This window comes from Pleomorphomonas sp. T1.2MG-36 (assembly GCF_950100655.1).
GTDB lineage: Bacteria > Pseudomonadota > Alphaproteobacteria > Rhizobiales > Pleomorphomonadaceae > Pleomorphomonas.
In genome coordinates, this window is the sequence record NZ_CATNLY010000012.1 from 411,277 (window position 1) to 433,624 (window position 22,348).

The window sequence follows — 22,348 nt, forward strand, 5'->3', positions numbered from 1 at the left end:
CCTTTTCTTCAGTATCGGTCACCGATGGCTCCCACGGCGTTCCCGGCTTCCGTCCGCGCCCAACTGCATTGTCGACAAAACAATCGAGCCATGGGGTTGACAGCGCCCGGCATGGTCGCCATAAGAGCGCCCGTTCAGCCAACGCCTTCGGGCTCCGGCGGAGCGGGATGGGAGAATGTCCCGAGCGGCAAAGGGGGCGGACTGTAAATCCGCTGGCTAGGCCTTCGTAGGTTCGAGTCCTACTTCTCCCACCATCTCTTTCCTGCATGTCCATGGGTTTGGGTGTCCGTGTCGCAGCCTCACGGGTACGCGAAAAGGCCGCCGAAGCGTTTTCCATCGTCGACGGCGAGTTTCTCGGTCGTGCTCAATCGGCCCTGAGCTGTGGCCAGTGGCCAATCGTAAGCGCCCGCAAGAGCCACTCCACCGGGCCATAGCGGAACCGTGCGAGCCACCATTGGCTGGCCAGGAGCTGCGCTCCGAAAAGGGCGGCCGCGATGGCCAACGTCGCCGCCAGGCCGAGATGGCCGATCAGGCCCAGGCCGTAGCCGTGGAAGATCAGGGCGCACAGCGCCGATTGCCCGAGATAGTTGGACAAGGCCATCCGCCCGGCGCTCGCCAGATAGCCGCGACACCGTTCGATCCGGCCCGAATCGAAGGCCATCATCATGGCGGCGATGACGGCGGCGGTCAGGAAGGGCGAGGTCAGGATGGAGAGTGCCAGACAGGCGGTTTCGAGCGATGTGCCAGCTAGGAACTGCGTGGCATAGGCGTAGGCGAGGTTGCCCGGCAAGCCGACCGCCACGCCCAGCACGGCCGCGCGGCGCAGGTACGGCCCGTAGAAGTCGCGGTTTTGCAGCAGTTTCCGTCGTCCCGCGACGAAGCCGACAAGGAACATCGCCAGGGCGCAGGGCGCCTGCAGGAGCAGCAGCAAAGGCAGGAACGACCGGATGTCTAGGAGGTGCTGGCTTATGATGGCGGAAGGACTGCCGGCATAGGCGGCCAGTGCGATCTCTACATGCTGCGCCACCAGCATCGAATCGTCCTGTGCGGGGGCGTTCCACTGAAGAAGCGCCAGGCCGGACCACAGGGCCGCCGTCGCGACGATCAGCGAGGCTGCCAGGACGATCTTCGCCCGATCGCTCAGCCCCCGCAGCACGAGCAGCAACAGGCCGAGGACGGCATAGGTCGTCAGTATGTCGCCGTAATAGAGAACGACGGCGTGAAAGGCGCCGATGGCGAACAGCCCAGCCTGCCGACGCAGCATGCGCGGCAGAAAGGCCGCGCCCGCCTTTTCGGCCGACTGCATTTGAAGCGTGACGCTGTAGCCGAACAGGAACGAGAACAGGAGATAGAACTTCAGCTCGAAGATGGCCGAGATCAGAAAGGCCAGCACAGTATCGAGGGGTGCCCGGCCACTGGGCGGCTGAATACCGGTGCCGTAATAGGCGGACGAGAAGGCGAGGATGTTGACGAGCAGTATTCCGAACAAGGCGAAACCGCGCAGCGCGTCGATGTTGGTGATGCGACTGCTGTCAGTCATTGCCGGAACTCCCGCTCAAGCGAAGCGTCTCGCCAAGGATTTTCCGAAGCGACGCGCGCTCCCGGGATGGGTCGAAGCCCGTATCGACGGAGGCGCGGCTGAAGATGCCGTCCGTCATCATCATGAGGAAGCGGACGGCGTGCTCGGTCGGCACGACGGGATCGGCCTGCCCTCGCGCGATGGCCTCGGTCAGGATCGCCGTCAGCCCCTCGGCAAGCAGCTTGTCGCCGGCGTCGTTCAGCGCCCGGACGTCTTCATCGCGCGCGGCCTCGGCGACAGTTTCCATGACGAGCCGCCGCTCATCGGGCGATGAGGCCAAGTGCAGGATGATATCGAGAAAGTCGAGCAGAGACGACGACAGGTCCCGCTGCTGTGACAAGCTGTCGAGATAAGCGGCCGTTTCCTGCAACTGGTCTTCGACCACGGCGAGAACGATCGCCCGCTTGGTCGGAAAATAGTGAAACAGCTTGCCCGAGCTGGTGCCTGCCTCCGCGCAGATGGCCTCGGTGCTGGTCTTGTGAAAGCCGTGCCTGGCAAAGCAGGCCTTGGCCGCCTGAAGAACGGCTCGCCGTTGCGCGGCATGTTTTTCGGGATCGACGGTTCGCATGATGCTCCTATTAATAAAGCGCGCACTCTGTTTATTAATTGCTCATGGCATGGCCGTCAATGTCTCGCAAGCCCCGGTCTCATCGCTCGGTCGCAACCAAGTGGCCCCTCTCCGCGTTGAAGGCAGGGACGACTTTCAAGGAGGCGACGATGAGACTTCGCATCATGATCACGTTGCTGATCTACCTGATCGTGCAGGGTGTCCTGTTCGGCATCGGCATGGTCATCGTCATGGCGACCCCGCTGGAGGAGCAGGCGGAGGTTTATGTGCCCTGGGTGGTCGGCCTGACCTTCATCATCGCCGTGCCCGTGGCGCTGGGCATTGCGCCGCGCATGGAAGCCTGGCGCGAGCTGCGCAGCCGCAGGCGCTCGGAAGAGCCGAGGATATAGCGATCCATCGAGCGAGGGGCCGAACCGCGCAAGGCTCGGCCGGCCTTTCTCAGATGTTCGATCCAGCGTCGAGGCTGCCGTAGCTCGTCTTGGCGAGCTTCATCAGCGTGTCGCGCGGCAGGTTGCCCACCAGCACGCAGCCGAGCGTTTCGGCTTGCCAGGAGACTGCCGTAAGGTCGCCCTTGGTGGTGAAGCGCATGGCCGTCTCGCCGCCGGCCTGGGGCACGACATAGAGGGTGACGCGGGCGCCCTCGCCGTTCTCGTACATCAGGAGCGCCGCCGCGCTCTGCGCCGCCGGCAACAGGCGGCCGCCCACCAGCGAGAAGCCCTCGGACGCGAGATCGGGGATGATCAGGCTGCGGTCGAGGCGCTTGGACAGCCACTTGGTGAGATGTGCGCCCTCCTCGCCGCTCACTTCCACCGGATGGAGCACCTCCGGCGCGTAAAGCGCATGGGCGGCCTCCGCCTCGCTCACCAGCGTCATTTCCGACGCCGCCGGCATGACGAGGCCACGACCGACCCAGCCGCCACCGGCGCCGAGCACCACGAGCGCCAGCGCGGCGGCCATGGACATGGCGATGCGGCTCAGCCGCCTGCGCCTGTCGGCGACAAGCCGCCAAGTTGCCAGACGGGCCGGCGGCCGTTCGTCGGCGACATGGCCGTAGAGCGCCTGCAATGTCGCGGCCTGGGCCTGCCATGCGGCGACGCGCTCCCGGTCGCCCGAATCGTCGGCGAGATGGGCCTCGACCATCGCCTGCCGTTCCGGCGTCAGCTGGCCGTCGACATAGGCGTTGAGGTCGGCCTCGGTGATGGTGTCGTCGTCTCTCATTTCACCGACCTCAGTTTCGGTCCCTGTCCGTCCACCATGGCGCGAAGGGCCTCGCGCGCCCTGGAGATGCGCGACATCAGCGTGCCCTGGGGGATGTCGAGGGCACTGGCTGCCTCGGCATAGCTCATTCCCTCCAGCGCGACGAGAAGCAAGGCTTCGCGCTGCTCGGCCGGAAGCCGCTGAAGCGCGGCGGCCGTTTCAGCCAGCGCCAGCCGTGCGCCCTGCGTTGCCGGCGTGGCCGGCTCGAAGGGCAGGACGTCCAGCGTTTCCTGTTCGAGCGAGCCGCGCTGGCGGCGGCGGTCGTTGCGGTAGAGGTTGATCATGATCTTGAAAAGCCAGGGGCGGAGCGGGCCGGTCGGCCGCCACAGGCTCTGCTTGGCAATCGCGCGTTCGAGACAGTCCTGGACGAGATCGTCGGCCCGGTCGGTGTTGCGGGTGAGCGCCCTTGCGTAGCGTCGCAAGGCCGGCACCAGCGTTTCGAGGTCGTCCAGGAAGCCCGGCATAATTGGCGCTTACTCCTTGGCGAGGTGCCAGACGCCGCCCATTCCATCGCCGTGAACGTCGCCCGGCTTCTTGTCGCCCTGCCAGAGGTAGAGCGGCATGCCCTTGAACGCCCACTGCTGCGCGCCATCCTTGCGCGTCACCAGCGAGAAGTCATCGGCGGCCTTGGCGCCTGCAGCGGCCGTCACCGGCGGCCACTTGACGGCGCAATCGCCATAGCAGTTGGAGACGCCGGCGGCATCCTTGTCGAAGGTATAGAGCGACATGCCCTTGGCGTCGGTCAGAACCTCACCCTTGGCGGTGTCCATCGTCTTGATGGCGCCGGAGGCATAGTCCTCGGCGAAGGCCGGCACGGTGGCGGTGGCAAGGCCGGCGAGCAGTGCGGAAACGATCAGCTTGTTCATGGGGTAACTCCTCGGGAGACGCAGGGACCCAGCTCCCGAAGACAACAACACGCCCCGATACGTTTTATTCCGTAGGCCCCGTCTTTTTTTTGCGGGACGGCTTCCGCCCCTCATGCGACGGGCCGCCAGCCGTCGCCTGCGCGTTCCAGCAGCGGCGTCGCCAGCGAGCCGACGACACGATCGGGCCAGACGGGTGACAGGTCGGCGAGGGCCGCGCGCCAGCGGTCGGTCTGCAGCATGGCGGCGCCGACCGCCACCGGCTCGACGCCGACGGCCGCCATCAGGCTGAGGCCGGCGACGATCGAGGTGCCGGAGGAAATCACGTCGTCGACGAGCGCCACCCGCCGTCCCTTCAGAAGCGGCAACATGCGCGGGTCGACGTAGAGGCGCTTCACATGGTGGGTGGTGACCGAGCTCATCGGCACCGACAGTTCCTCGACGTACCAGAACTTGCGCGACGTACCGCACGGGACATAGCGGGAATGGCCGAGCCGCTCGGCAACGGCGGCGGCCAGCGTCAGGCCCAGCGTCGGCAGGCCGACCACCACGTCGGGTGCGTGCTGCCTGAGCCGGGCCGCGAGATCGTCCGCCAGCGCCGACAGCACCTCAAAGCTCGCCTGATTGACGATCAGCGAGGCCAGCCCGTGCCGGCCGTCGGCAAGCGCCCGGATCGGCAGGAGAAGCCGCCGGCCATCGGCGAGGCGGGCGGGATAGGCGTCCGAGAGCGGACCGCCGTCGTCAGGGGTGCCGGCCGGATCGATGGTCTGCCAGAAGTCGTGCGGTTGCATGGAGAGCCCCGATTGATGCCTTCGATGTAGTGCCAAGCGGCCTCAAGGGAAAGCATCATGTGGCGTGTGGAGGACGAGATCATTTCGGAAAGAATTGGCGCCGATGACGACAGATCCTGCCGCTTTGGCCCAATATGGCGTCACAAATCGGTCTCCCGCGAAAAATAGTTCTCCGAGCCGTTGCCGCCAGCAAATTCATCCCTGTAACATCCGCTCGCGCGGATCGACAGTGACAGCACGATCGCATCCGCGACGGTTCGATCGCCGAAGCTTTCGCCGGAGCTACCCATGACCTTTGCCGTCCTTTCCCGCCGTGGCCTGATCAAGGCCTCCCTGCTCCTCGCCGCCTCGACGGCGCTGTCGACCACCCGCCTCATGGCACAGGAGAAGACGCGCCTGGTGGTGGCCGCCGACAGCGAGCCGAAGAACCTCAACCCGGCGGTCGTCGCCTCCAACGGCGTGTTCTTCCTGTCGAGCAAGGTGATCGAGCCTCTGGCCGAGGCATCCTTCGACGGCGAGAACGGCCTTGCGCCGCGCCTCGCGCTGTCCTGGGAGGGCGCCGACGACGGCCTCTCCATCACCTTCAAGCTGCGCGAGGGCGTCGTCTGGCACGATGGCCAGCCCTTCACCTCCGCCGACGTCGCCTTCTCGGCGCTGGAGGTGTGGAAGCCGCTGCAGAACCTCGGACGTTCGGTGTTCGCCCACCTCGAGGCCGTCGATACGCCGGACGATCACACCGCCGTCTTCAAGTTCTCAAAGCCGACGCCGATCCAGCTCATCCGCAACGCGCTGCCGGCCGTCACCGCCGTGCTGCCCAAGCACGTCTTCGCCGGTACCGACCTCAAGGCGGCGCCGACCGTCGACAAGCTGATCGGCACCGGCCCCTTCAAGTTCACCGAGTACAAGCCCGGCGAATATTACCTGTTGTCGAAGAACGAAACCTACTGGGAGAAGGGCGAGCCGAAGGTGGACGAGATCGTCTTCCGCGTGCTGCCCGACCGGGCCGGCGCCGGCGCGGCGCTGGAAGCGGAAGAAGTTCATCTCGCCGCCTTCTCGGCCGTGCCTCTGGCCGACCTCGACCGCATTTCCAAGGTGCCGGGCATCAAGGTGATCTCCAAGGGATACGAGGCGCTGACCTACCAGCTCGTCGTCGAGATCAATCACCGCCGCAAGGAACTTGCCGATCTCAAGGTGCGTCAGGCCATCGCCCACGCCATCGACAGGGACTTCGTGGTCAAGACCATCTTCCTCGGCTACGCGGCGACGGCGACCGGCCCGGTGCCGAAGAACGCGCCGGAGTTCTACACCGGGGACGTGCCGACCTACGAGTTCAGCGTCGACAAGGCCAACGCACTGCTCGACGAGGCCGGCTACAAGCGGGGCGACGATGGCACGCGCTTCCAGCTGAAGCTGCTGCCGGCGCCCTATTTCAATGAGACGCGCCAGTTCGGCGACTATCTCAGGCAGGCGCTCGCCGCCGTAGGCATCGACGCGGTGATCGTCAACAACGACGCCGCCGGCCATCAGAAGGCGGTCTACACCGACCACACGTTCGATCTGGCCGTGGCGCCGCCGGTATTCCGTGGCGATCCGGCGATCTCCACCACCATCCTGGTCCGCTCGGGAACGCCCGACGGCGTGCCCTTCTCCAACCAGGGCGGCTACGCCAACGCCGAGCTCGACGCGCTGATCGACAAGGCGGCCGAGACGGTGGATACCGCCGCCCGCACCGAGCTCTACAAGGAGTTCCAGAAACAAGTGGCCGCCGACCTGCCGCTGATCAACGTCGCCGAGTGGGGCTTCATCACCGTGGCGCGCGACAGTGTCGAGAACGTCGCCAGCAACCCGCGCTGGGCGGTATCCAACTGGGCCGACGTGGCTCTCAAGAGCTGATTTGATACAGGGGCGCCTCGCAGATGGGGCGCCCTACCCGCCCGTCGTGTTCATGTGCCGCCCCTTGACCGAGGGGATGCCGGTGCGGTCGATGACGAAGTCATGGCCGCGCGGCTTGTGGGCGATGGCCCGGAGGATCGCCGCGTCGAGCAGGTCGTCGCCTTCCGAGGCGCGGAGCGGCGCGCGGAGGTCGACCTTGTCCTCCTGCCCCAGGCACATGTAGACGGTGCCGGTACAGGTGACGCGCACCCGATTGCAGCTTTCGCAGAAATTGTGGGTCATCGGCGTGATGAAGCCGAGCCGGCCGCCGGTTTCGCGCACCGTCACGTAACGAGCCGGGCCGCCGGTGCGGTAAGCCGTGTCGTCGAGCGTGAAGCGGCGGGCGAGAGTGGCCCGAACCTCGGTCAGCGGCAGGTATTGCGACAGGCGGTCGCCGTCGATCTCGCCGAGCGGCATGGTCTCGATCAGCGTCATGTCGAAGCCGCGCCCATGCGCCCAGGCCAGCATGTCGGCCAGATCGAACTCGTTGACCTCCCTCAGCGCCACCGTGTTGATCTTGACCTTCAGGCCGGCGCGCACCGCCGCATCGATGCCGGCGAGCACCTTGTCGAGGTTGCCGGTGCGGGTGACAGCGCGAAACTTCTCCGCATCGAGGGTGTCGAGCGACACGTTGATGCGGCGCACGCCGCACTCGGCCAGCTCGTCGGCAAAACGGGTCAGCTGCGAGCCGTTGGTGGTCAGCGTCACCTCGTCGAGACTACCGTCATCGAGATAGGTCTTCAGCGAGCGGAACAGCGCCATGATGCCGCGTCGGACCAGCGGCTCGCCGCCGGAGACGCGAATGCGGCGCACGCCGCGCCGGATGAAGGCGGCGCACAGGCGGTCGAGTTCTTCCAGCGTCAGCAGGTCGCCGTGCGGCAGAAACGTCATGTCGCCGGACATGCAGTAGACGCAACGGAAGTCGCAGCGGTCCGTCACCGAGACACGCAGGTAGTCGACGCGCCGGCCGAACGGATCGATCAGGTTGGAAACGGACTGCATAAGGCGGCGCTCACCTCGAACCCGGCACGACCGGGGTGTCGAGGATAGCCCAACCGGCCGGCCGAGAAAACCTCCAACTGGCGCTCATGTTTCACGATGCTTTGATGCGCCGAGCCTGGGCGATGTTCGCCCATGTCTTCCAAGACAGACGTCCCAGTTGAGTGTCGCGCGAGCGCAAGAGCCTGGATCGAAATTCGCTGGGGCGCGGCAAATGGCGACGAGCGCGAGAACCGGAGCGCAGCGGACCTAATGTCCGTGAGCACCGGAAGCGCAGCACTCTATGCCAAGGGCATCCGTCCGAAAAGTTGCAGACTTTTCGGATCAGACGGATGCCCAGGGATGCCCGCCCCAGTAGAGTTTCGGCTAGGCTCTCAGAGCTGCTTGTCCTTGTCGAGCTGAATATAGGACAGCGGCAGGGCCGTGGTGTACTTGATCTGCTCCATGGCGAAGGCCGAGGAGACATCGGAGATGTCGATCTTGGCGATCAGCCGCTTGTAGAAGGCGTCGTAGGCCTCGATGTCCGGCACCACCACGCGCAGGAGATAGTCGACCTGACCGCTCATGCGGTAGAACTCGACCACCTCGGGAAACTCGCGGATCAGTTCGGCGAAGCGGCGAAGCCACTCCTCCGAGTGCTGGTTGGTGACGATGGAGACGAACACCGTCACCTTGGTGTTCACCGACTTGGGGTCGAGCAGCGCCACGCGGCGCAGGATGACGCCGTCTTCCTCGAGCTTCTGGATGCGCCGCCAGCAGGGAGTCGTCGACAGGCCCACTCTTTTGGCCACCTCGGCCACCGGAATGGTGGCGTCCTCCTGGAGGATCGATAGAATTTTCCTGTCCAGCCGGTCCAGCATGATCGTGCGCCTATCTACGTCTGAAATGGCTTTCTATTTTGCAAGCCAATGTGACGCCAAATAAGAAATTTTTTCCCACTTTTGTCAAGTGCTGCCCGGTTACGGCGGGTTCCCTTCCGGTTTCGCATACCACTTGTTAACCATATCAACACACCGGGCGTTAGGGAAAATCAGGCTTAAGTGTGGCCAAACAATTGGCTGGAAGTTGACGTCAAGCATGATCCTGGGCTCGGACCAGTCGCAGACCGCTCGCCTGGAGCAGAACAGGCAACGATCGATGCGTCGCCGCGAAGTGACGCGCGCGGTCCGGGACGTGCGTGAGCGCCTGTCGTCGGACTCCGGCACACGTCCGGCCTTCGACTACGAGATCCTGCTGGAGTACGCCCGCAACCGCCTGTCGAGCTGGTTGCCGGTCGGCCTGCTCATCCTGGCGCTCGGCGGCACCGCCGCCTACTGGATGACCTACCAGTACGTCGCGATCTGGGCCGGCGCGGTGTTCATCGCCCATACGCTGATCGGCCTCACCGCCCGGCGCTTCAGCCAGACGCCGGCCGGCTCGGTGAACCTCAAGTACTGGCGCCGGCAGTTCCTGATCGCCGAGGCGCTGTTCGGTCTCGTCTTCTCCTCGCTGTTCTTCCTGCCGGGCGCCATCTTCGGCGGCACGGGCACCTTCGCCTTCGGCGCATTGCTCACCGCCATCGCCGTGCTGGCCATGGTGGCGAGCAACCTGCCGCGCGCCGTGGTGTTCAGCACGCTGCCGATCGCCATCGGCGGCGCCCTGAAGCTTGCCATGGGCCGGGGCTTCGTCGACTATTCGATGGCCAGCTTCCTGGTGCTGGCGGAAGTCTTCTTCGTGCTGCTCGCCTACCGCCTCTACGAGTCGACGCTGACGATGATGGAGTTCCGCGTCGAGAAGGACGCGCTGATCGTCGAGCTGGAACAGGCCAAGGTCATTTCCGACGAGAGCCGCCGCCGGGCCGAGGAAGCCAATCTCGCCAAGTCGCGCTTCCTCGCCACCATGAGCCATGAGCTCCGCACCCCGCTCAACGCCATCCTCGGCTTCTCCGAGATCATGATGAACGAGGTGTTCGGGCCGGTCGGCAACGAACACTACAAGGGATATGCTGCCGATATTCACACCTCGGGCCAGCACCTTCTCAAGCTGATCAACGAAATTCTCGACCTGTCGCGCATCGAGGCCGGCCGCTACCAGATCAACGAGGAAGCGGTGACGCTGTCCTTCCTCGCCGAGGAATGCCACCACCTGCTGAAGCTGAAGGCCAAGTCGAAGAACCTGACCATCACCGAGCAGTTCGAGCCCGACCTGCCAAAGATCTGGGCCGACGAGCGGGCGGTGCGGCAGATCATCCTCAACCTGCTGTCCAACGCGGTGAAGTTCACCCAGCCCGGCGGCGAAATCCTCATCCGCCTCGGCTGGACGGCGGGCGGCGGACAGTATGTGTCGGTGCGCGACAACGGCCCCGGCATCCCCGAAAGCGAAATCCCCATCGTGCTCCAGGCCTTCGGCCAGGGCTCGCTCGCCATCCAGACCGCCGAGCAGGGTACCGGCCTCGGCCTGCCCATTTGCGTTGCGCTGATGCAGATGCACGACGGCACTCTCGACCTTCAGTCCAAGCTGCGCGAGGGAACCGAGGTCACCATCATCTTCCCGCCGTCACGCGTCATGGAAGTGATGCCGCCCATCGAGGAAGGCACGTCGGGGCGCGGAAAGCGGCCGGGGCAGCGCCGCTACGGCTGAAGCCGAACCGGGTCCGACAAAACCGGCTGCCACTTTCGCCGGAGTTGACCTGAGAACCATTCCGAAAAGCATTTCAATCGGCTATCACTGCTTTCCAAACGGGAAACAGTCGCGCCATGGATGACCTTCTGCTTTTTGCCGCCCTCATCGTCTTTACGATCCTCGTCGGTTCGGTGCTCGGCATCGTCGCCTTCGCCAGAACCCGCGAGCTGCGGCAACGCATAGAGCTGCTGGAGTTCGCATTGCGCGCCGCCCGGACGTCCGAGCCGGTCGCCGAGGCGGCGCCCGCCGCCGCTTCCGAAGCCGCAGCCGAGGCCGCTCCGGCCGAAGACGCTCCCGAAGCCCCCTCCCCGCCCCCCGAAACGCCGGATGCGGTCGGCGACGTCGAAAGCCCGGAAGAGACGGCGCCGCCGGTCGAGGGCGAACCGATCGCCGCCCGCACCTCGCTGGAAGAGAAGATCGGCAGCCGCTGGGCCGTCTGGGTCGGTGGACTGGCGCTCGGGCTCGGCGGCATCTTCCTCGTGCGCTACTCGATCGAGGCCGGCCTGCTCGGACCGGCGGCGCGAGTGCTGCTCGGTCTCGTCTTCTCCGGCCTGCTGCTGGCCGGCGGCGAGTGGCTGCGCCGCTCCGGCTTCGCCGAGGCGGATGGCCCGGCGCGGCGCGCCTATGTGCCCGGCGTGCTGGCCGCCGCCGGCGCGGTGTCGGCCTTCGCCTCGGTCTATGCCGCCTACGGCCTCTATGGCCTGATCGGGCCGGCCTTCGCCTTCATCGCCCTCGGCGCCGTCGGCGTGGCGACGTTGACCCTGGCGCTCAGGCATGGACCGGCGCTGGCCGCGCTCGGCCTGCTCGCCGCCTATGCGACGCCGATTCTCGTGTCCAGCGGCGAGCCGGCGCTGCTGCCGCTGGTGATCTATCTCGCCGTGGTCTCCGCCGCCACCTATGGCGTTGCCCGCCTGCGCCTGTGGCGTTGGCTCGCCGTATCGGCGACGGCCGCCAACATCCTGTGGTCGCTGCTGCTGTCGGTCACCGTAGTGAGCATCGGGCATGCCGCCGACCAGCTCTACGTTGCCGCCCATTTCCTGATATCGCTGCTGCTCGCCGCCGTGGTCTTCGTCACCAGCCACGCGCCGCGCGACCGCACGGCGGATGTCGCCTTCGACAGGACGGCGCTCGCCGTCCTCAGCCTGTTCGCGCTGCCGCTTCTTGCCTTCGTCGCCGCCGCCGGAACGGGCGCGCTCACCGTCACGCTCATCGCCATCATGGCGCTCGTGCTGATGGCGCTCGCCTCGGAGTGGCCGGCGGCGCGCGGCCTCGCGGTGACGGCGCTCGTCGTCACCCTCCTCGCCTACGGCCTTCTCAACGTGACGGTGTCCAACATCGTCATCGATCCGGTCACCGGGCAACCGACCGTCGCCGACTTTGGCGACCTCCTGGCCTCGCCCGCCGGCAGCGACTATCTCGGCATCGGCATCCTGCTCGGGGTGATCCTGACCGTGGCGGGCCTTGCCGGCGCCATCGCCGCGCGCGGCCGGCCGCAGCTTGCCGTGGCCGGCGCCTTCGCGGCGCCGGGGCTGATCGCCTTCGCCTATCTCAACACCAGTCGCGATCTCTCGGCCTCTCCGGCCTTCGCCGTCGCGGCGCTGGTGGCGGCCGTCTATCTCGCCTCCGTTACCGAATATCTCGGCCGTCGCCTCGCGGTCGACGCCAAGGGGCGCGACGGCGCCATCGCCGCCTATGCTGTCGGCTGCATCACCGCGCTAGGCGCGGCGCTGACCATCGCCTTCGAGCGGGGCATGCTGACCGTTTCGCTGGCGCTGCTGGTCGCCGGCATCGCCTGGGTCGAGACACGACGCCCGGTGGCCGCGCTGCGCCCAACCGCGCTGGCCGTGGCCGCCGTGGTGATCGCCCGTGTCGTCTGGGACCCACGCATCGTCGGCGACGATCTCGGCACGACGATCCTGTTCAATCCTCTTCTCTACGGCTACGGCGTGCCGACGCTGTGCTTTGCCTACGCCGCCTGGCGCTTCGGCCGCACGCCGGACGATCCACGCCCCGTGCCGATCTTCGAGGCGCTCGCCGTCGTCTTCACGGCGCTGACGGCAACGATCGAAGTCCATCACGCCATGAACGGCGGCGACCTGTTCGCCCCGGTGTCGAGCCTTGCCGAGCAAAGCCTCCTCACCATGGTGATGATGGCCATCTCGCTTGGCCTCAACTGGCTCGGCGCCCGCCGGCCGTCGCCGGTGATGATCTGGGGCGTGCCGCTGTTCGGCGGCTTCGGCCTGATCATGGCGGCCATCGGCCTCCTCATCGTCAACAACCCCGTGCTTTCGGGCGAGCCGATCGATGGCGGTGCCTTCGACGGCAAGCTGCTTCTCGGCTATCTCGGGCCGGCCGTCATGGCCCTTCTGATTGCCGGACTGGCCCGCCGCCGCAAGGATCTGCCCCGCTACGCCGTGCCCATCGCCGCCACGGTCGGCGGCCTGCTGGTCGCCATGTGGGCAACGCTGGCCGTTCGCGCCGGCTGGCACAGCGGCAATCTCGGCTGGGGCGGGGTGGAGGAAGGCGAGCTCTACGCCTACTCGGCCGTCTGGCTGGTACTCGGCCTCGTCGTCCTCACCGTCGGCTTCGTTGCCGCAAGCCGGACGGTGCGCACGGTGGCGGCGGTGATCGTCGCCGGTGTGGTGGCTAAGGTGTTCCTGATCGACACTTCCGGCCTCACCGGCCCGCTCAGGGCGCTGTCGTTCATCGGCCTCGGCGGCGTGCTGGTGGCGATCGGCCTTGCCTACCAGACGGTGCTGAGGCGCCAGCGGAAAAGCTTGCCGGAGGGCTGAGGCGGACGTACCTTCTCGGCCCGTTCAACGAGTCCCATCGCCATGGTCCCCACGCTGCCGCTCAGGCATCTGCGCCGCCTCGCCGGCATGAAGCAGTCGCACGTTGCCGACCTGATGGGCGTCACCCAGCCGACGGTGTCGCGCTGGGAAAACGGCAGCCTGCCACTGACCATGGAGCAGGCGCGTGCCTTGCAGGCAATTTTCGCGGCGCGGCCCGACCCGGCGCAGGACGCGGCGCTGAAGCGGCTGGTGGAGACGTCGACCAGCCCGGTCCATCTCATCTGCGACCGTACGCACCGGCTGCTCGCCGCCTCCCACGCGCGCGCCGCCGACTGGCGGGTCGATCTCGACGACTATCTGGGACGGTCGCTGCTGGTCTATGCCTCCGACGAGATCCTGGCGGCGGAGGCCCGCCTCAAGGACATGGGCTGGTACGAGGACCGGCTCGGATCGCTCGCCTTCGACACCGGCGCCAACGGCGACCCCGACATTCCCATTCGGCCCGGCCCGATGCTGTGGGAACGCGTGCGGCTTTCGGACGGCTCGTCCGGCCGGCTCGTCACCTCCTTCTACGACCGCTCCGCATAATTCATGCGTGGAATCCGGCGTGACGCGTTGCTAGCCGTCGTCCAAAAGGACTGACGACAATGAACGGACGCTGGCCGACGATTATTCTTCTCTGGTTCATCGGGGTGCTGGCCGCAGCCCAGCTCGGCAAGATGGCGGCGCTGATGCCGGCGATCCGCGCCGACCTCGGCCTCTCCCTGTCGAGCGCCGGTCTGATGGTGTCGCTGATCGAGGCGGGCGGCGCCAGCCTCGGCGCCATCGCCGGCATTCTGGCCGCGCGCTTCTCCGGCCGCGCCGTTCTGGCCGCCGGATCGATTCTGGTGGCAACGGCCGGTCTCGCCGGAGCGGCGGCGCCCGACGCGGCGCTGCTTTATGCCGCCCGTCTCATCGAAAGCATCGGTTACCTGATGGTGGTCATCGCCGCGCCGAGCCTGATCGCCATGGCAGCCGGCCGGGCCAGCGCCACGGCGCTCGCCCTCTGGAGTACCTTCGTGCCGGTGGGCATCGCCGCCGGCACCATCCTGTCCGGCCTTGCCGCCAGCCTGATCGACTGGCGCGTGATCCTCGTCTTCTGGGCGCTCGCCGTGCTGGTGACCCTGCCCGGAACCTTCCACCTGCCGACCATGGCCGAGCACCGCCAGACCGGCTTCGCGGTGCCGCCGGCCACCATATGGGCGCTCGCCCTGGGTTTCGGCTTCTACACGACGCTGGAAGTCGGCGTACTCGGCATGCTGCCGGCCTATCTTTCGGAAGCCTGGGGCTTTTCGATCGCCACTGCCGGCGTCGTCACCGGCGTCACCTCGGCCGCGACGATTGCCGGAAGCTTCGCGGCAGCGCGTCTCATCGGGGCCGGCGAAGGAGCGCGGCGGCCGTTGATGCTGATCGCCATCGGCCTCGCTCTGCCAGCGGGGCTGTTCTTCGTCGGCTTTCCGGGCAATGGTCTTGCGACCCAGCTGTCGGCTTCGGCCGTCGCGGCAGCCGTGATCGCCGCCAACGCCATCTCCGGCCTTGTTGCCGCCGTTGCCTTCGCCCGGCTTCCGGCGCTGTTGCGCAGGAGCGGCGCGGCGCTGTCGCTGGTCACCGCCTCCAACGGCGTGTTCGCCCAGTTCGGCGCGGCGGGATCGTTGATCGGCCCGCCGCTGGTCGGTTACGTGGCGAGCCACTGGGGCTGGTCGACGGTAGCGCCGGTGGTGGCTGCGCTGTCGGTGTTGTCGCTCGCCGGCTTTGCGCTCGGAGAGCGACTTGCCGGAAAGAGCTGAGGGGCGGTTACGCCAGCAGGTGCTCGCGCAGGATCAGGCAACCCAGGCCGATCAGCACGAGGCCGCCGACCACCTCGGCCGACCGGCCGAACCTGTTGCCGATCAACCGCCCCATCATCACGCCGCCGGCCGACATCAGGAAGGTGGTGGCGCCGATCGCCGCCACGATGACGACGATGTTGGCCTTGACGAAGGCGAGCGAGACGCCGACGGCCATGGCGTCGATGGAGGTGCCTATGGCGGTCATCACCAGTGTCACCGGGGTACCGATGAAGCTTGTTTCGGGCGCGCCCTCCTCTTCGGCCCGGAAGGCGAGGAGAACCATGCGGCCGCCGACCAGCGTCAGAAGTCCGAAGGCCAGCCAGTGGTCGAAGCTCGCCACGTAGGAACTGGCGGCCGCGCCAGCCGCCCAGCCGACCAGCGGCGTGATCATCTGAACGATGGCAAAGACCGCGCCGACCAAAATCGCATCGCAGAAACGGCACTGACGCCGCAGGCTGGCGCCGCCGCCGACCGAAGCGAGCAGGCTGTCGATGGACATGCCCACGGCGAGCACGGCGATGGAGATCGGAGACATCGGCGGGTACCAGTCGAGCACAGAACCGGATGGCGTCGTCACATCTCGCCCGTAAGATGGCGCCACCACGGTCTTGCCGGACCTTTCGGCCGACCGCGCCACGCAATGAGTGCGAGCATGTTGACGCGGTCCCGTCTCAAGCGACGGTGGCTACTCCCCGATGAGGTTCGGATACCGGCCACCGCCCACAAAATCAAGCAATTTCAAATACTTATGTGATAATGACATTCATTTGCAACTGGGCGATCATTGTCCGATGATGGCTATCGCCTTGGCAATACTGCCCTTCTCAATTCGGGCATCCGTGCATGGTGCGGCATGTGGGTGCCAGCCTTGCGACAGGCGAATGGCACCCATGCCGGAAGCGGCCAACGGCGGCGGACCGCCGTCGGCCAGCCGGTCATTTCTCCAGGCGGGAGATCAGGCTCGACGTGTCCCACCGGTTGCCGCCGGAGGCCTGGACGTCGGCGTAGAACTGGTCGACCAGGGCGGTGAGCGGCAGGCGGGCACCGGTCCGCCGCGCCTCGTCGAGCACGATGCCGAGATCCTTGCGCATCCAGTCGACGGCAAAGCCGAAGTCGAACTTGCCGGCCGTCATGGTCTGCCAGCGATTCTCCATCTGCCAGCTCTGGGCGGCTCCCTTGGAGATGGCGGCGATGGTCTTCTCGACGTCGAGGCCGGACGACTTGGCAAAGTGGATGGCTTCGGCAAGGCCCTGCACGACGCCGGCGATGCAGATCTGGTTGACCATCTTGGCGAGCTGCCCCGAGCCCGACGCGCCCAGGTGGACGATCATCTTGGCGTAGGACTGCATCACCGGCTCGGCGGCGGCGAAGCTCCGGTCATTGCCGCCGACCATAATGGTCAGCGCGCCGTTTTCGGCTCCGGCCTGACCGCCGGACACCGGCGCATCGAGAAAATCGAGGCCGAGAGCGACGGCCTTTTCCTGCAGTTCGCGGGCGACGCCGGCCGATGCCGTGGTGTGATCGACGAAGATGGCGCCGGCCTTCATGCCGGCAAAGGCGCCATCCGGACCGAGCACGACGGACCTGAGATCGTCGTCGTTGCCGACGCAGGCAAACACGAAATCGGCGCCCGCCGCCGCCTCGCGCGGCGTCGGCGCGGCGCGTCCGCCGAACGCGTTGACCCAGGCGTTCGCCTTGGCGCCGGTCCGGTTGTAGACGGTCACCTCGTGCCCGCCCCGCGTCCGGAGGTGACCCGCCATCGGGTAGCCCATCACGCCGAGCCCGAGAAATACGACCTTTGCCATCATGAACCTCATCTATCCATTTGCAGTGTTTTCGCTTATTGTTGCAGGCGCTTGTTCCTGCCGCATCTATCAAATGACGCGGCGGCAAACCAGATGGCGGCGATGCCGCGGCGCGGGGAACCCTTTCGCCGCTGACGCGTTGAAGTCACCGACAGGACCAGTTTTGGAGGCAGTCATGAAAGTTCTCGCTATCGCAGTTACCGTGCTGGCACTCGGGCTCGGCGCCTGTGCCAACCAGACGCCCACCCAGCAGCGCGTCACCACCGGCGCTGCCGTCGGCGCGCTCGGCGGCGCGGCGGTCGGCGCCATTGCCGGCGGCGGCAAGGGAGCCATTATCGGCACTGCCATCGGCGGCATCGGCGGCGCAGCCATCGCCGGCGCCACGGCGCCGCGCGAAGACTGCATCGCCTACGATCGCTACGGCCGCCCCTATCGCACGGCCTGCCGCTGATCCAACCTGGGCGGCTCTCGTCGCCCACGACCTTCCAAGTTCGCAAGGCCCGGAGCACCCGCTTCGGGCCTTGTCGTTTGCGGCCCCGGAGCCTTCGCCGCCGGGGGTGCCCTATCGCTTGAGATGGCGGGTGAGCCGGCGCTCCATCATTTCCCACAGGCGGCGCAGCACCTCCACCGTGATGAGATAGATCACCGCCGCCCAGATGTAGATCTGCAGATCGTAGGTCTTGGAGAAGGCGTAGCGGGTCTGGCCCATCAGATCGAGCACGGTGATGATCGAGGCGATGGCCGACGCCTTGATCATCAGGATCACCTCGTTGCCGTATGGCCGCAGAGCGGTGATCAGCGCCTGCGGCAGCACGATCTTGAACATGGTGACGAAGGGACGGAGACCGAGCGAGTCGGCCGCCTGCCACTGTCCCGAGGGGACGGACCGGATGGCCCCCGCCAGGATTTCGGCCTGATAGGCGGCAGTGTTGAGCGAGAAGGTCAGCACGGCGCAGAAATAGGCGTCGCGGAAGAACACCCAGAGTCCCACCGACTTCAACGCGTCGGTGAACTGGCCGGCGCCGTAGTAGACCAGGAAGGTCTGGGCCAGCAGCGGCGTGCCACGGAAGAAATACGAGTATCCGAAGGCGATGCCGCCGATGATGGGGTTGGTCGACAGGCGCCCGGCGGCCACCGGTATCGAGATCAGCGCGCCAAGCACGATCGACATCACCACGAGCTGCAACGTCACCCCGATGCCGCTCAGGATGCGCGGGCCGTATTTCGCCACCTTCGCGGGATCGTAGCCAACCACCAGCATGTAGACGATGGAGAGGCCCAGGAGAATCCACAGCACCATCAGGATGAGGCCGGTGAAGCGTGCGCCGGTCCAGCGGCGGCGGGCGGCGGCCGGCGGCCGTTCGGTGGAGGGAGCGTCGACGTAGGTCATCAGCGCCTCCCCTGCCCGCGCTCGGCCCAGACCGACACACGGCGAAGACCGAACGAGGAAATGATCGACATGACGAGGTAGAGCGAACAGGCCACGAAGAAGAAGAAGAAGGCCTGCTTGGTGACGCCGACCGCGATGTTGGTATTCCTCAGGAGATCGGTGAGACCAATCACGGACACCAGCGAGGTATCCTTGAGGAGGTTGAGCCAGAGGTTGGACAGGCCCGGCAGCGCGAGGCGGATAAGCTGCGGCAGGATGACCAGCAGCATGGTGCGGGACCGCGACAGGCCGAGGGCGTAGGCTCCCTCATATTGGCCGAGGGTGATGCCCTTGAAGGCCGACAGGAAAACCTCGCTGGCGTAGGAGGAGAACACCAGCGCCAGCGCGATCATGCCGGCGAGATAGCTGTTGACCTCGAAGGCGTGGCCGAACAGCAGGCGCCAGAGCGCCGATAGCGCCATCTGGCCGCCGTAGTAGATGAGGAACAGCGTCAGAAGTTCGGGAAGGCCGCGAAAGATCGTCGTGTAGACATTGGCGGCGTTGCGCAGAAGCGGTTCGGACGAGTTCTTGGCGACGGCGATCAGAAATCCGATGAGCAGGCCGAGCGGCAAGGTGGCCAGCGCAAGCGTCACCGTCACCAGTACGCCGTTTGCCAGTTCGTCGCCCCAGCCGCTGTCGCCGAAAGACAGCAGTTCCATGTAGTTGGCCATCCGGCCCGTCTCCCCGTCCACGCCTCTATCGTGCCGGCCTTCCCGACCCGCGCGATCCGTCGCCTGCAACAAGCGCGGGACTGCCCTTCAGAAAGCAAGTCCCGCGCCGTTTCATTCGATCACCCTGATCGTTCCGACTCAGCCGCCGTAGACGTCGAAGTCGAAGTACTTCTTGTTGATCTCCTGGTACTTGCCATTGGCGCGGATCGCCTTGATGGCAGCCGAGAACATGTCGCGCAGGTCGGTGTCTTCCTTGCGCACGCCGATGCCGGCGCCGGGGCCGTGGATCTCGAGGACCGGCTTGATGGTGCCGACCAGCTTGCAGCAGGCGCCGGCTTCGGTCTTCAGCCACTCCGAGAGGACGACGACGTCGTCGTTGGCGGCGTCGAGGCGGCCGTTGGCGAGATCGAGCTTGTACTCATCGGCGGTCGGATAGGACTTGAGCTCGCTCTGGGTCAGCACCTTCTCGACATAGTCGGCGTGCATGGTCGACACTTGGGCGCCGATGGTCTTGCCGGCGAGATCTTCCGGCGTGACGCCCTTGATGTCGGTGTCCTTGGGGGCGACGATGGCCGGCGGCGTGTTGTAGTACTTCTCGGAGAAGTCGATGACCTTCTTGCGCTCCTCGGTGGCCGACATGGAGGCGATGATGGCGTCGAACTTGCCGGCGAGCAGCGCCGGGATCATGCCGTCCCAATCCTGGGCGACGACCTCGCACTCCACCTTCATCTCCTCGCAGAGCGCCAGCGCGATATCGACGTCGAAGCCCTTCATCTTGCCGTCGGTGTCGACGTAGTTGAAGGGCGGATAGGCGCCTTCGGTGCCGATGACGACCTTCTTCCACTCCTTGGCCGCCGCGCCGCCGAGCGACAGCGCAAGCAAGGCCGCGGCGGTGACGAGTGTCTTGGCAAACTTCATGATTGTCCCCTCTGAACCCCTATGACAAGGCCGTTGGCGTGCGGCGCGCACAATCGCCCGTGGCGACCGACGCTGCCGACCGACAGCCCCCTGTTCGTTTCCGGCGCCGCCGCCTTAGGAGTTGTCTCCTTGGTTGAACCGGCTTCTGCGCCCAAACCTTCCGACGAACCGACGCCTGCCTAAACCTTGTGCTGACGGCGATCCGCCCGCATCTTCATCTTATTCCGCGACCGGATGCAACGGGGGACATTATTGCGCCGGCTGGGATTCTGCACGCCGGGAGGATCACGGACGAACGGAGCCGATCATTTTCTCGGCGAAGGCGAGATCATCGGGCGTGTTGATGTTGAAGAACGGATCGACGGCCTTGCCGCCCACGTGAACCGGCGCGAAGCGGATGCCCCGCGTTCGTTCGCCGGCGAGAAACGCCCCCACCCGCCGCTCCGGTCCGCCGGCAAGAAACGCCTCAAGCCGGGCAGCCACCGACAGCGGCCAGAGGGCACAGAGCGGCGCCCTGCCCGCCGGCCCCTCGGCGAAGGCGATGGTGTCCGCGTCGATGAGGCCCGCTGCGAGACGGTCCGCCAGGTCCGAGGGCAGGAACGGTAGGTCGACGGGCGCGGTCAGGAGGTGGGTCGGACCGGACGACAGAGCGGACGCATGGGCGAGGCCGGCGAGAACGCCGGCAAGCGGCCCTTCGAACGTCGGCGTACCGTCGCGCACGACCGGAAGGTCGAGACCGGAAAAGTCGACGCCGGGCGGCGGATTGACGGCGAGATCGACCACCTGGGGCGAGAGAGTCGCAGCCACGCGGGCGAGCAGCGTGGCGCCGGCAAGTTCGACCAGGGCCTTGGGCGTGCCTCCGCCCATGCGGCTCGAACGCCCTCCGGCGAGGATGAGACCGGCAAACATCGTCATGCCGCGATTGAAAGGCATCCGGGGAAACCGAACAAGCCCTCGAAGTCGTCCGCATGCTTGCCCTACCGCAAATTCACTCCCGATCGTCCGCTTTATGGATTAGGTAAGATCCAAACAATTCGGAGCACGCCATGCCAAACCTCAAGGAACAGGTCGCAGCCGCCCTCAGCAAGATCACCATGCCGGGGACCGGCAAGGATATCGTGGCGGCCGGCGCCGTCTCGGACATCTACGAGAAGGACGGCAAGGTGATGCTGTCGATCTCGGTGCCAGCCGACAAGGCCTCGCGATTCGAGCCGATCCGCGCCGCGGCGGAAGCGGCGGTGAAATCCGTCCCCGGCGTCGTCAAGGCCACGGTGGCGCTGACCGCCGAGGTGGCGCCCGGCAGCACGCCGCCCAAGGCGGCGCCCTCCCATGATCATGGCCATGGGCACTCCCACGCCATGCCGGCCAAGAACGGCATTCCCGGCGTGAAGTCGATCATCGCCGTCGCCTCGGGCAAGGGCGGCGTCGGCAAGTCGACCACCGCCGTCAACTTCGCGCTGGCGCTCTCGGCGCGCGGCCTGAAGGTCGGCATTCTCGACGCCGACATCTATGGCCCATCGGTGCCGCGCCTGATGGGCCTGTCGGGCGACAAGCCGGAGGTCAATGAGGACCGCACGCTGGTGCCGCTCGAGAACTACGGCCTCAAGGTGATGTCGATCGGCTTCCTGGTCGACGAAGAAACGCCGATGATCTGGCGCGCGCCGATGGCGGTCTCCGCGCTGACGCAGATGCTGCGCGAAAGCGCCTGGGGCGAGCTCGACGTTCTCGTCGTCGACATGCCGCCCGGCACCGGCGACGTGCAGCTGACCATGGCCCAGCAGGTGCCGCTGACCGGGGCCGTCATCGTGTCGACGCCGCAGGATCTCGCCCTGCTCGACGCGCGGCGCGGCGTCGCCATGTTCCAGAAGGTCGAGGTGCCCGTGCTCGGCATCGTCGAGAACATGGCCTATTTCATCTGCCCCAACTGCGGCACCAACCACGACATCTTCGGCCATGGCGGCGCCGCGCAGGAAGCGCGCCGCATCGGCGTGCCCTTCCTCGGCGAAGTGCCGCTGGAGATGAAGATCCGCGAGACGTCGGACGCCGGCCTGCCGGTGGTGGCGACCGAGCCGAACGGCCCGCACGCCGAATCCTATCTGGCGATCGCCGGGCGCGTTCTCGACACGCTTGCCGGCAAGCCGGAGCGGGCCGCCCCGCGCATCGTCATCGAGTAAGATCGGCCGACCAACGAGAGATCAGGGCGCCTCCGCCAGCC

Annotated in this window: 23 protein-coding genes, 1 tRNA gene and 1 riboswitch; of the genes, 9 read left to right on the forward strand and 15 right to left on the reverse strand. The window is 66.5% G+C overall.

Annotation, left to right across the window (positions count from 1 at the left end):
• The first annotated feature begins 169 nt into the window (after positions 1-169).
• Positions 170-254 (forward strand) — tRNA-Tyr (locus QQZ18_RS08815).
• Between the two features lie 110 nt (positions 255-364).
• Here QQZ18_RS08815 and QQZ18_RS08820 read toward each other — a convergent pair.
• Both QQZ18_RS08820 and QQZ18_RS08825 read right to left on the reverse strand, forming a co-directional pair.
• Positions 365-1,540: a DUF418 domain-containing protein gene (locus tag QQZ18_RS08820; protein WP_284540185.1), complete on the reverse strand. Its 1,176-nt coding sequence runs from the start codon at positions 1,538-1,540 to the stop codon at positions 365-367.
• Positions 1,533-2,147, reverse strand: coding sequence for a TetR/AcrR family transcriptional regulator (locus tag QQZ18_RS08825; protein ID WP_284540187.1), 615 nt, complete (start codon positions 2,145-2,147; stop codon positions 1,533-1,535). The genes QQZ18_RS08820 and QQZ18_RS08825 overlap by 8 nt, the downstream gene beginning before the upstream one ends.
• Positions 2,148-2,296: 149 nt before the next feature.
• On the opposite strand from QQZ18_RS08825, the gene QQZ18_RS08830 reads away from it, so the two are divergent.
• Positions 2,297-2,536, forward strand: a complete 240-nt coding sequence (locus tag QQZ18_RS08830) for a hypothetical protein (RefSeq protein WP_094182690.1) — start codon at positions 2,297-2,299, stop codon at positions 2,534-2,536.
• Between the two features lie 49 nt (positions 2,537-2,585).
• On the opposite strand, the gene QQZ18_RS08835 is transcribed toward QQZ18_RS08830, so the two are convergent.
• The 5 genes from QQZ18_RS08835 to QQZ18_RS08855 all read right to left on the reverse strand — a co-directional run bounded on the left by QQZ18_RS08835 (position 2,586) and on the right by QQZ18_RS08855 (position 5,348).
• Complete coding sequence (locus tag QQZ18_RS08835) at positions 2,586-3,365, reverse strand: anti-sigma factor family protein (protein ID WP_284540191.1); 780 nt, start codon at positions 3,363-3,365, stop codon at positions 2,586-2,588.
• Entirely contained in the window at positions 3,362-3,868 is a 507-nt protein-coding gene (locus QQZ18_RS08840; protein ID WP_079403061.1) for a sigma-70 family RNA polymerase sigma factor, read from the reverse strand. The genes QQZ18_RS08835 and QQZ18_RS08840 overlap by 4 nt, the downstream gene beginning before the upstream one ends.
• A 9-nt stretch (positions 3,869-3,877) precedes the next feature.
• Complete coding sequence (locus QQZ18_RS08845) at positions 3,878-4,270, reverse strand: COG4315 family predicted lipoprotein (RefSeq protein ID WP_079403060.1); 393 nt, start codon at positions 4,268-4,270, stop codon at positions 3,878-3,880.
• A gap of 110 nt (positions 4,271-4,380) precedes the next feature.
• Positions 4,381-5,058, reverse strand: coding sequence for a phosphoribosyltransferase (locus QQZ18_RS08850; protein ID WP_284540196.1), 678 nt, complete (start codon positions 5,056-5,058; stop codon positions 4,381-4,383).
• Between the two features lie 140 nt (positions 5,059-5,198).
• Positions 5,199-5,348, reverse strand: coding sequence for a hypothetical protein (locus QQZ18_RS08855; RefSeq protein WP_158522091.1), 150 nt, complete (start codon positions 5,346-5,348; stop codon positions 5,199-5,201).
• Here QQZ18_RS08855 and QQZ18_RS08860 point away from each other — a divergent pair.
• Positions 5,347-6,951 carry an ABC transporter substrate-binding protein gene (locus QQZ18_RS08860; protein WP_284540200.1) on the forward strand — a complete coding sequence of 535 codons (1,605 nt, stop codon included), beginning with the start codon at positions 5,347-5,349 and terminating at the stop codon, positions 6,949-6,951. The genes QQZ18_RS08855 and QQZ18_RS08860 overlap by 2 nt on opposite strands.
• Before the next feature lie 33 nt (positions 6,952-6,984).
• Here the strand turns inward: QQZ18_RS08860 and moaA are convergent, their stop codons facing one another.
• Both moaA and QQZ18_RS08870 read right to left on the reverse strand, forming a co-directional pair.
• Positions 6,985-7,992: a GTP 3',8-cyclase MoaA gene (gene moaA, locus QQZ18_RS08865; protein ID WP_284540202.1), complete on the reverse strand. Its 1,008-nt coding sequence runs from the start codon at positions 7,990-7,992 to the stop codon at positions 6,985-6,987.
• A gap of 371 nt (positions 7,993-8,363) precedes the next feature.
• Positions 8,364-8,849: an Lrp/AsnC family transcriptional regulator gene (locus tag QQZ18_RS08870; protein ID WP_079403056.1), complete on the reverse strand. Its 486-nt coding sequence runs from the start codon at positions 8,847-8,849 to the stop codon at positions 8,364-8,366.
• 217 nt (positions 8,850-9,066) lie between these two features.
• On the opposite strand from QQZ18_RS08870, the gene QQZ18_RS08875 reads away from it, so the two are divergent.
• The 4 genes from QQZ18_RS08875 to QQZ18_RS08890 all read left to right on the forward strand — a co-directional run bounded on the left by QQZ18_RS08875 (position 9,067) and on the right by QQZ18_RS08890 (position 15,268).
• The gene (locus tag QQZ18_RS08875; RefSeq protein WP_284540207.1) at positions 9,067-10,608 is read left to right on the forward strand and encodes a sensor histidine kinase; all 1,542 of its coding nucleotides are present in this window, start codon (positions 9,067-9,069) and stop codon (positions 10,606-10,608) included.
• Positions 10,609-10,724: 116 nt separating this feature from the next.
• A complete protein-coding gene (locus QQZ18_RS08880; protein WP_284540209.1) occupies positions 10,725-13,442 on the forward strand; it encodes a DUF2339 domain-containing protein in 2,718 nt (905 codons plus the stop codon).
• 42 nt (positions 13,443-13,484) lie between these two features.
• A complete protein-coding gene (locus QQZ18_RS08885) occupies positions 13,485-14,030 on the forward strand; it encodes a helix-turn-helix domain-containing protein (protein WP_079403053.1) in 546 nt (181 codons plus the stop codon).
• 59 nt (positions 14,031-14,089) lie between these two features.
• On the forward strand, positions 14,090-15,268 hold the full coding sequence (locus QQZ18_RS08890; RefSeq protein WP_284540212.1) for an MFS transporter: 1,179 nt from the start codon (positions 14,090-14,092) through the stop codon (positions 15,266-15,268).
• A gap of 7 nt (positions 15,269-15,275) precedes the next feature.
• Here QQZ18_RS08890 and QQZ18_RS08895 read toward each other — a convergent pair whose 3' ends face one another.
• Both QQZ18_RS08895 and QQZ18_RS08900 read right to left on the reverse strand, forming a co-directional pair.
• The gene (locus QQZ18_RS08895; RefSeq protein ID WP_342398915.1) at positions 15,276-15,887 is read right to left on the reverse strand and encodes a manganese efflux pump MntP; all 612 of its coding nucleotides are present in this window, start codon (positions 15,885-15,887) and stop codon (positions 15,276-15,278) included.
• A riboswitch (yybP-ykoY riboswitch) is annotated at positions 15,844-16,016 on the reverse strand. Its footprint overlaps the gene before it by 44 nt.
• A gap of 229 nt (positions 16,017-16,245) precedes the next feature.
• Positions 16,246-17,115 carry an NAD(P)-dependent oxidoreductase gene (locus QQZ18_RS08900; RefSeq protein WP_284541015.1) on the reverse strand — a complete coding sequence of 290 codons (870 nt, stop codon included), beginning with the start codon at positions 17,113-17,115 and terminating at the stop codon, positions 16,246-16,248.
• Between the two features lie 175 nt (positions 17,116-17,290).
• On the opposite strand from QQZ18_RS08900, the gene QQZ18_RS08905 reads away from it, so the two are divergent.
• Positions 17,291-17,566: a glycine zipper domain-containing protein gene (locus QQZ18_RS08905; RefSeq protein ID WP_079403050.1), complete on the forward strand. Its 276-nt coding sequence runs from the start codon at positions 17,291-17,293 to the stop codon at positions 17,564-17,566.
• Positions 17,567-17,677: 111 nt separating this feature from the next.
• Here the strand turns inward: QQZ18_RS08905 and QQZ18_RS08910 are convergent, their stop codons facing one another.
• The 4 genes from QQZ18_RS08910 to mobA all read right to left on the reverse strand — a co-directional run bounded on the left by QQZ18_RS08910 (position 17,678) and on the right by mobA (position 21,066).
• Positions 17,678-18,505, reverse strand: coding sequence for an ABC transporter permease (locus QQZ18_RS08910; protein WP_284540215.1), 828 nt, complete (start codon positions 18,503-18,505; stop codon positions 17,678-17,680).
• Positions 18,505-19,215: an ABC transporter permease gene (locus QQZ18_RS08915; protein WP_284540220.1), complete on the reverse strand. Its 711-nt coding sequence runs from the start codon at positions 19,213-19,215 to the stop codon at positions 18,505-18,507. The genes QQZ18_RS08910 and QQZ18_RS08915 overlap by 1 nt, the downstream gene beginning before the upstream one ends.
• Before the next feature lie 138 nt (positions 19,216-19,353).
• Positions 19,354-20,133, reverse strand: a complete 780-nt coding sequence (locus QQZ18_RS08920; protein WP_284540222.1) for an ABC transporter substrate-binding protein — start codon at positions 20,131-20,133, stop codon at positions 19,354-19,356.
• A 285-nt stretch (positions 20,134-20,418) separates the two neighbouring features.
• The gene (mobA, locus tag QQZ18_RS08925) at positions 20,419-21,066 is read right to left on the reverse strand and encodes a molybdenum cofactor guanylyltransferase MobA (RefSeq protein ID WP_284540224.1); all 648 of its coding nucleotides are present in this window, start codon (positions 21,064-21,066) and stop codon (positions 20,419-20,421) included.
• 113 nt (positions 21,067-21,179) lie between these two features.
• Here mobA and apbC point away from each other — a divergent pair, with 113 nt between their 5' ends.
• The gene (apbC, locus tag QQZ18_RS08930; protein WP_284540226.1) at positions 21,180-22,307 is read left to right on the forward strand and encodes an iron-sulfur cluster carrier protein ApbC; all 1,128 of its coding nucleotides are present in this window, start codon (positions 21,180-21,182) and stop codon (positions 22,305-22,307) included.
• The last annotated feature ends 41 nt before the right edge of the window (positions 22,308-22,348 follow it).

Bases quoted from the DNA above. Each gene is read 5' to 3' on its own strand.
- QQZ18_RS08830 (WP_094182690.1), top strand. From the start codon at position 2,297: ATGAGACTTCGCATCATGATCACGTTGCTGATCTACCTGATCGTGCAG.
- QQZ18_RS08920 (WP_284540222.1), bottom strand. From the start codon at position 20,133: ATGAAGTTTGCCAAGACACTCGTCACCGCCGCGGCCTTGCTTGCGCTG.
- QQZ18_RS08850 (WP_284540196.1), bottom strand. From the start codon at position 5,058: ATGCAACCGCACGACTTCTGGCAGACCATCGATCCGGCCGGCACCCCT.
- mobA (WP_284540224.1), bottom strand. From the start codon at position 21,066: ATGCCTTTCAATCGCGGCATGACGATGTTTGCCGGTCTCATCCTCGCC.
- QQZ18_RS08905 (WP_079403050.1), top strand. From the start codon at position 17,291: ATGAAAGTTCTCGCTATCGCAGTTACCGTGCTGGCACTCGGGCTCGGC.
- QQZ18_RS08885 (WP_079403053.1), top strand. From the start codon at position 13,485: ATGGTCCCCACGCTGCCGCTCAGGCATCTGCGCCGCCTCGCCGGCATG.
- QQZ18_RS08870 (WP_079403056.1), bottom strand. From the start codon at position 8,849: ATGCTGGACCGGCTGGACAGGAAAATTCTATCGATCCTCCAGGAGGAC.
- QQZ18_RS08915 (WP_284540220.1), bottom strand. From the start codon at position 19,215: ATGGCCAACTACATGGAACTGCTGTCTTTCGGCGACAGCGGCTGGGGC.
- QQZ18_RS08910 (WP_284540215.1), bottom strand. From the start codon at position 18,505: ATGACCTACGTCGACGCTCCCTCCACCGAACGGCCGCCGGCCGCCGCC.
- QQZ18_RS08820 (WP_284540185.1), bottom strand. From the start codon at position 1,540: ATGACTGACAGCAGTCGCATCACCAACATCGACGCGCTGCGCGGTTTC.
- QQZ18_RS08835 (WP_284540191.1), bottom strand. From the start codon at position 3,365: ATGAGAGACGACGACACCATCACCGAGGCCGACCTCAACGCCTATGTC.
- QQZ18_RS08875 (WP_284540207.1), top strand. From the start codon at position 9,067: ATGATCCTGGGCTCGGACCAGTCGCAGACCGCTCGCCTGGAGCAGAAC.
- QQZ18_RS08845 (WP_079403060.1), bottom strand. From the start codon at position 4,270: ATGAACAAGCTGATCGTTTCCGCACTGCTCGCCGGCCTTGCCACCGCC.
- QQZ18_RS08880 (WP_284540209.1), top strand. From the start codon at position 10,725: ATGGATGACCTTCTGCTTTTTGCCGCCCTCATCGTCTTTACGATCCTC.
- QQZ18_RS08900 (WP_284541015.1), bottom strand. From the start codon at position 17,115: ATGGCAAAGGTCGTATTTCTCGGGCTCGGCGTGATGGGCTACCCGATG.
- QQZ18_RS08890 (WP_284540212.1), top strand. From the start codon at position 14,090: ATGAACGGACGCTGGCCGACGATTATTCTTCTCTGGTTCATCGGGGTG.
- QQZ18_RS08840 (WP_079403061.1), bottom strand. From the start codon at position 3,868: ATGCCGGGCTTCCTGGACGACCTCGAAACGCTGGTGCCGGCCTTGCGA.
- QQZ18_RS08855 (WP_158522091.1), bottom strand. From the start codon at position 5,348: ATGGGTAGCTCCGGCGAAAGCTTCGGCGATCGAACCGTCGCGGATGCG.
- QQZ18_RS08860 (WP_284540200.1), top strand. From the start codon at position 5,347: ATGACCTTTGCCGTCCTTTCCCGCCGTGGCCTGATCAAGGCCTCCCTG.
- moaA (WP_284540202.1), bottom strand. From the start codon at position 7,992: ATGCAGTCCGTTTCCAACCTGATCGATCCGTTCGGCCGGCGCGTCGAC.
- QQZ18_RS08825 (WP_284540187.1), bottom strand. From the start codon at position 2,147: ATGCGAACCGTCGATCCCGAAAAACATGCCGCGCAACGGCGAGCCGTT.
- apbC (WP_284540226.1), top strand. From the start codon at position 21,180: ATGCCAAACCTCAAGGAACAGGTCGCAGCCGCCCTCAGCAAGATCACC.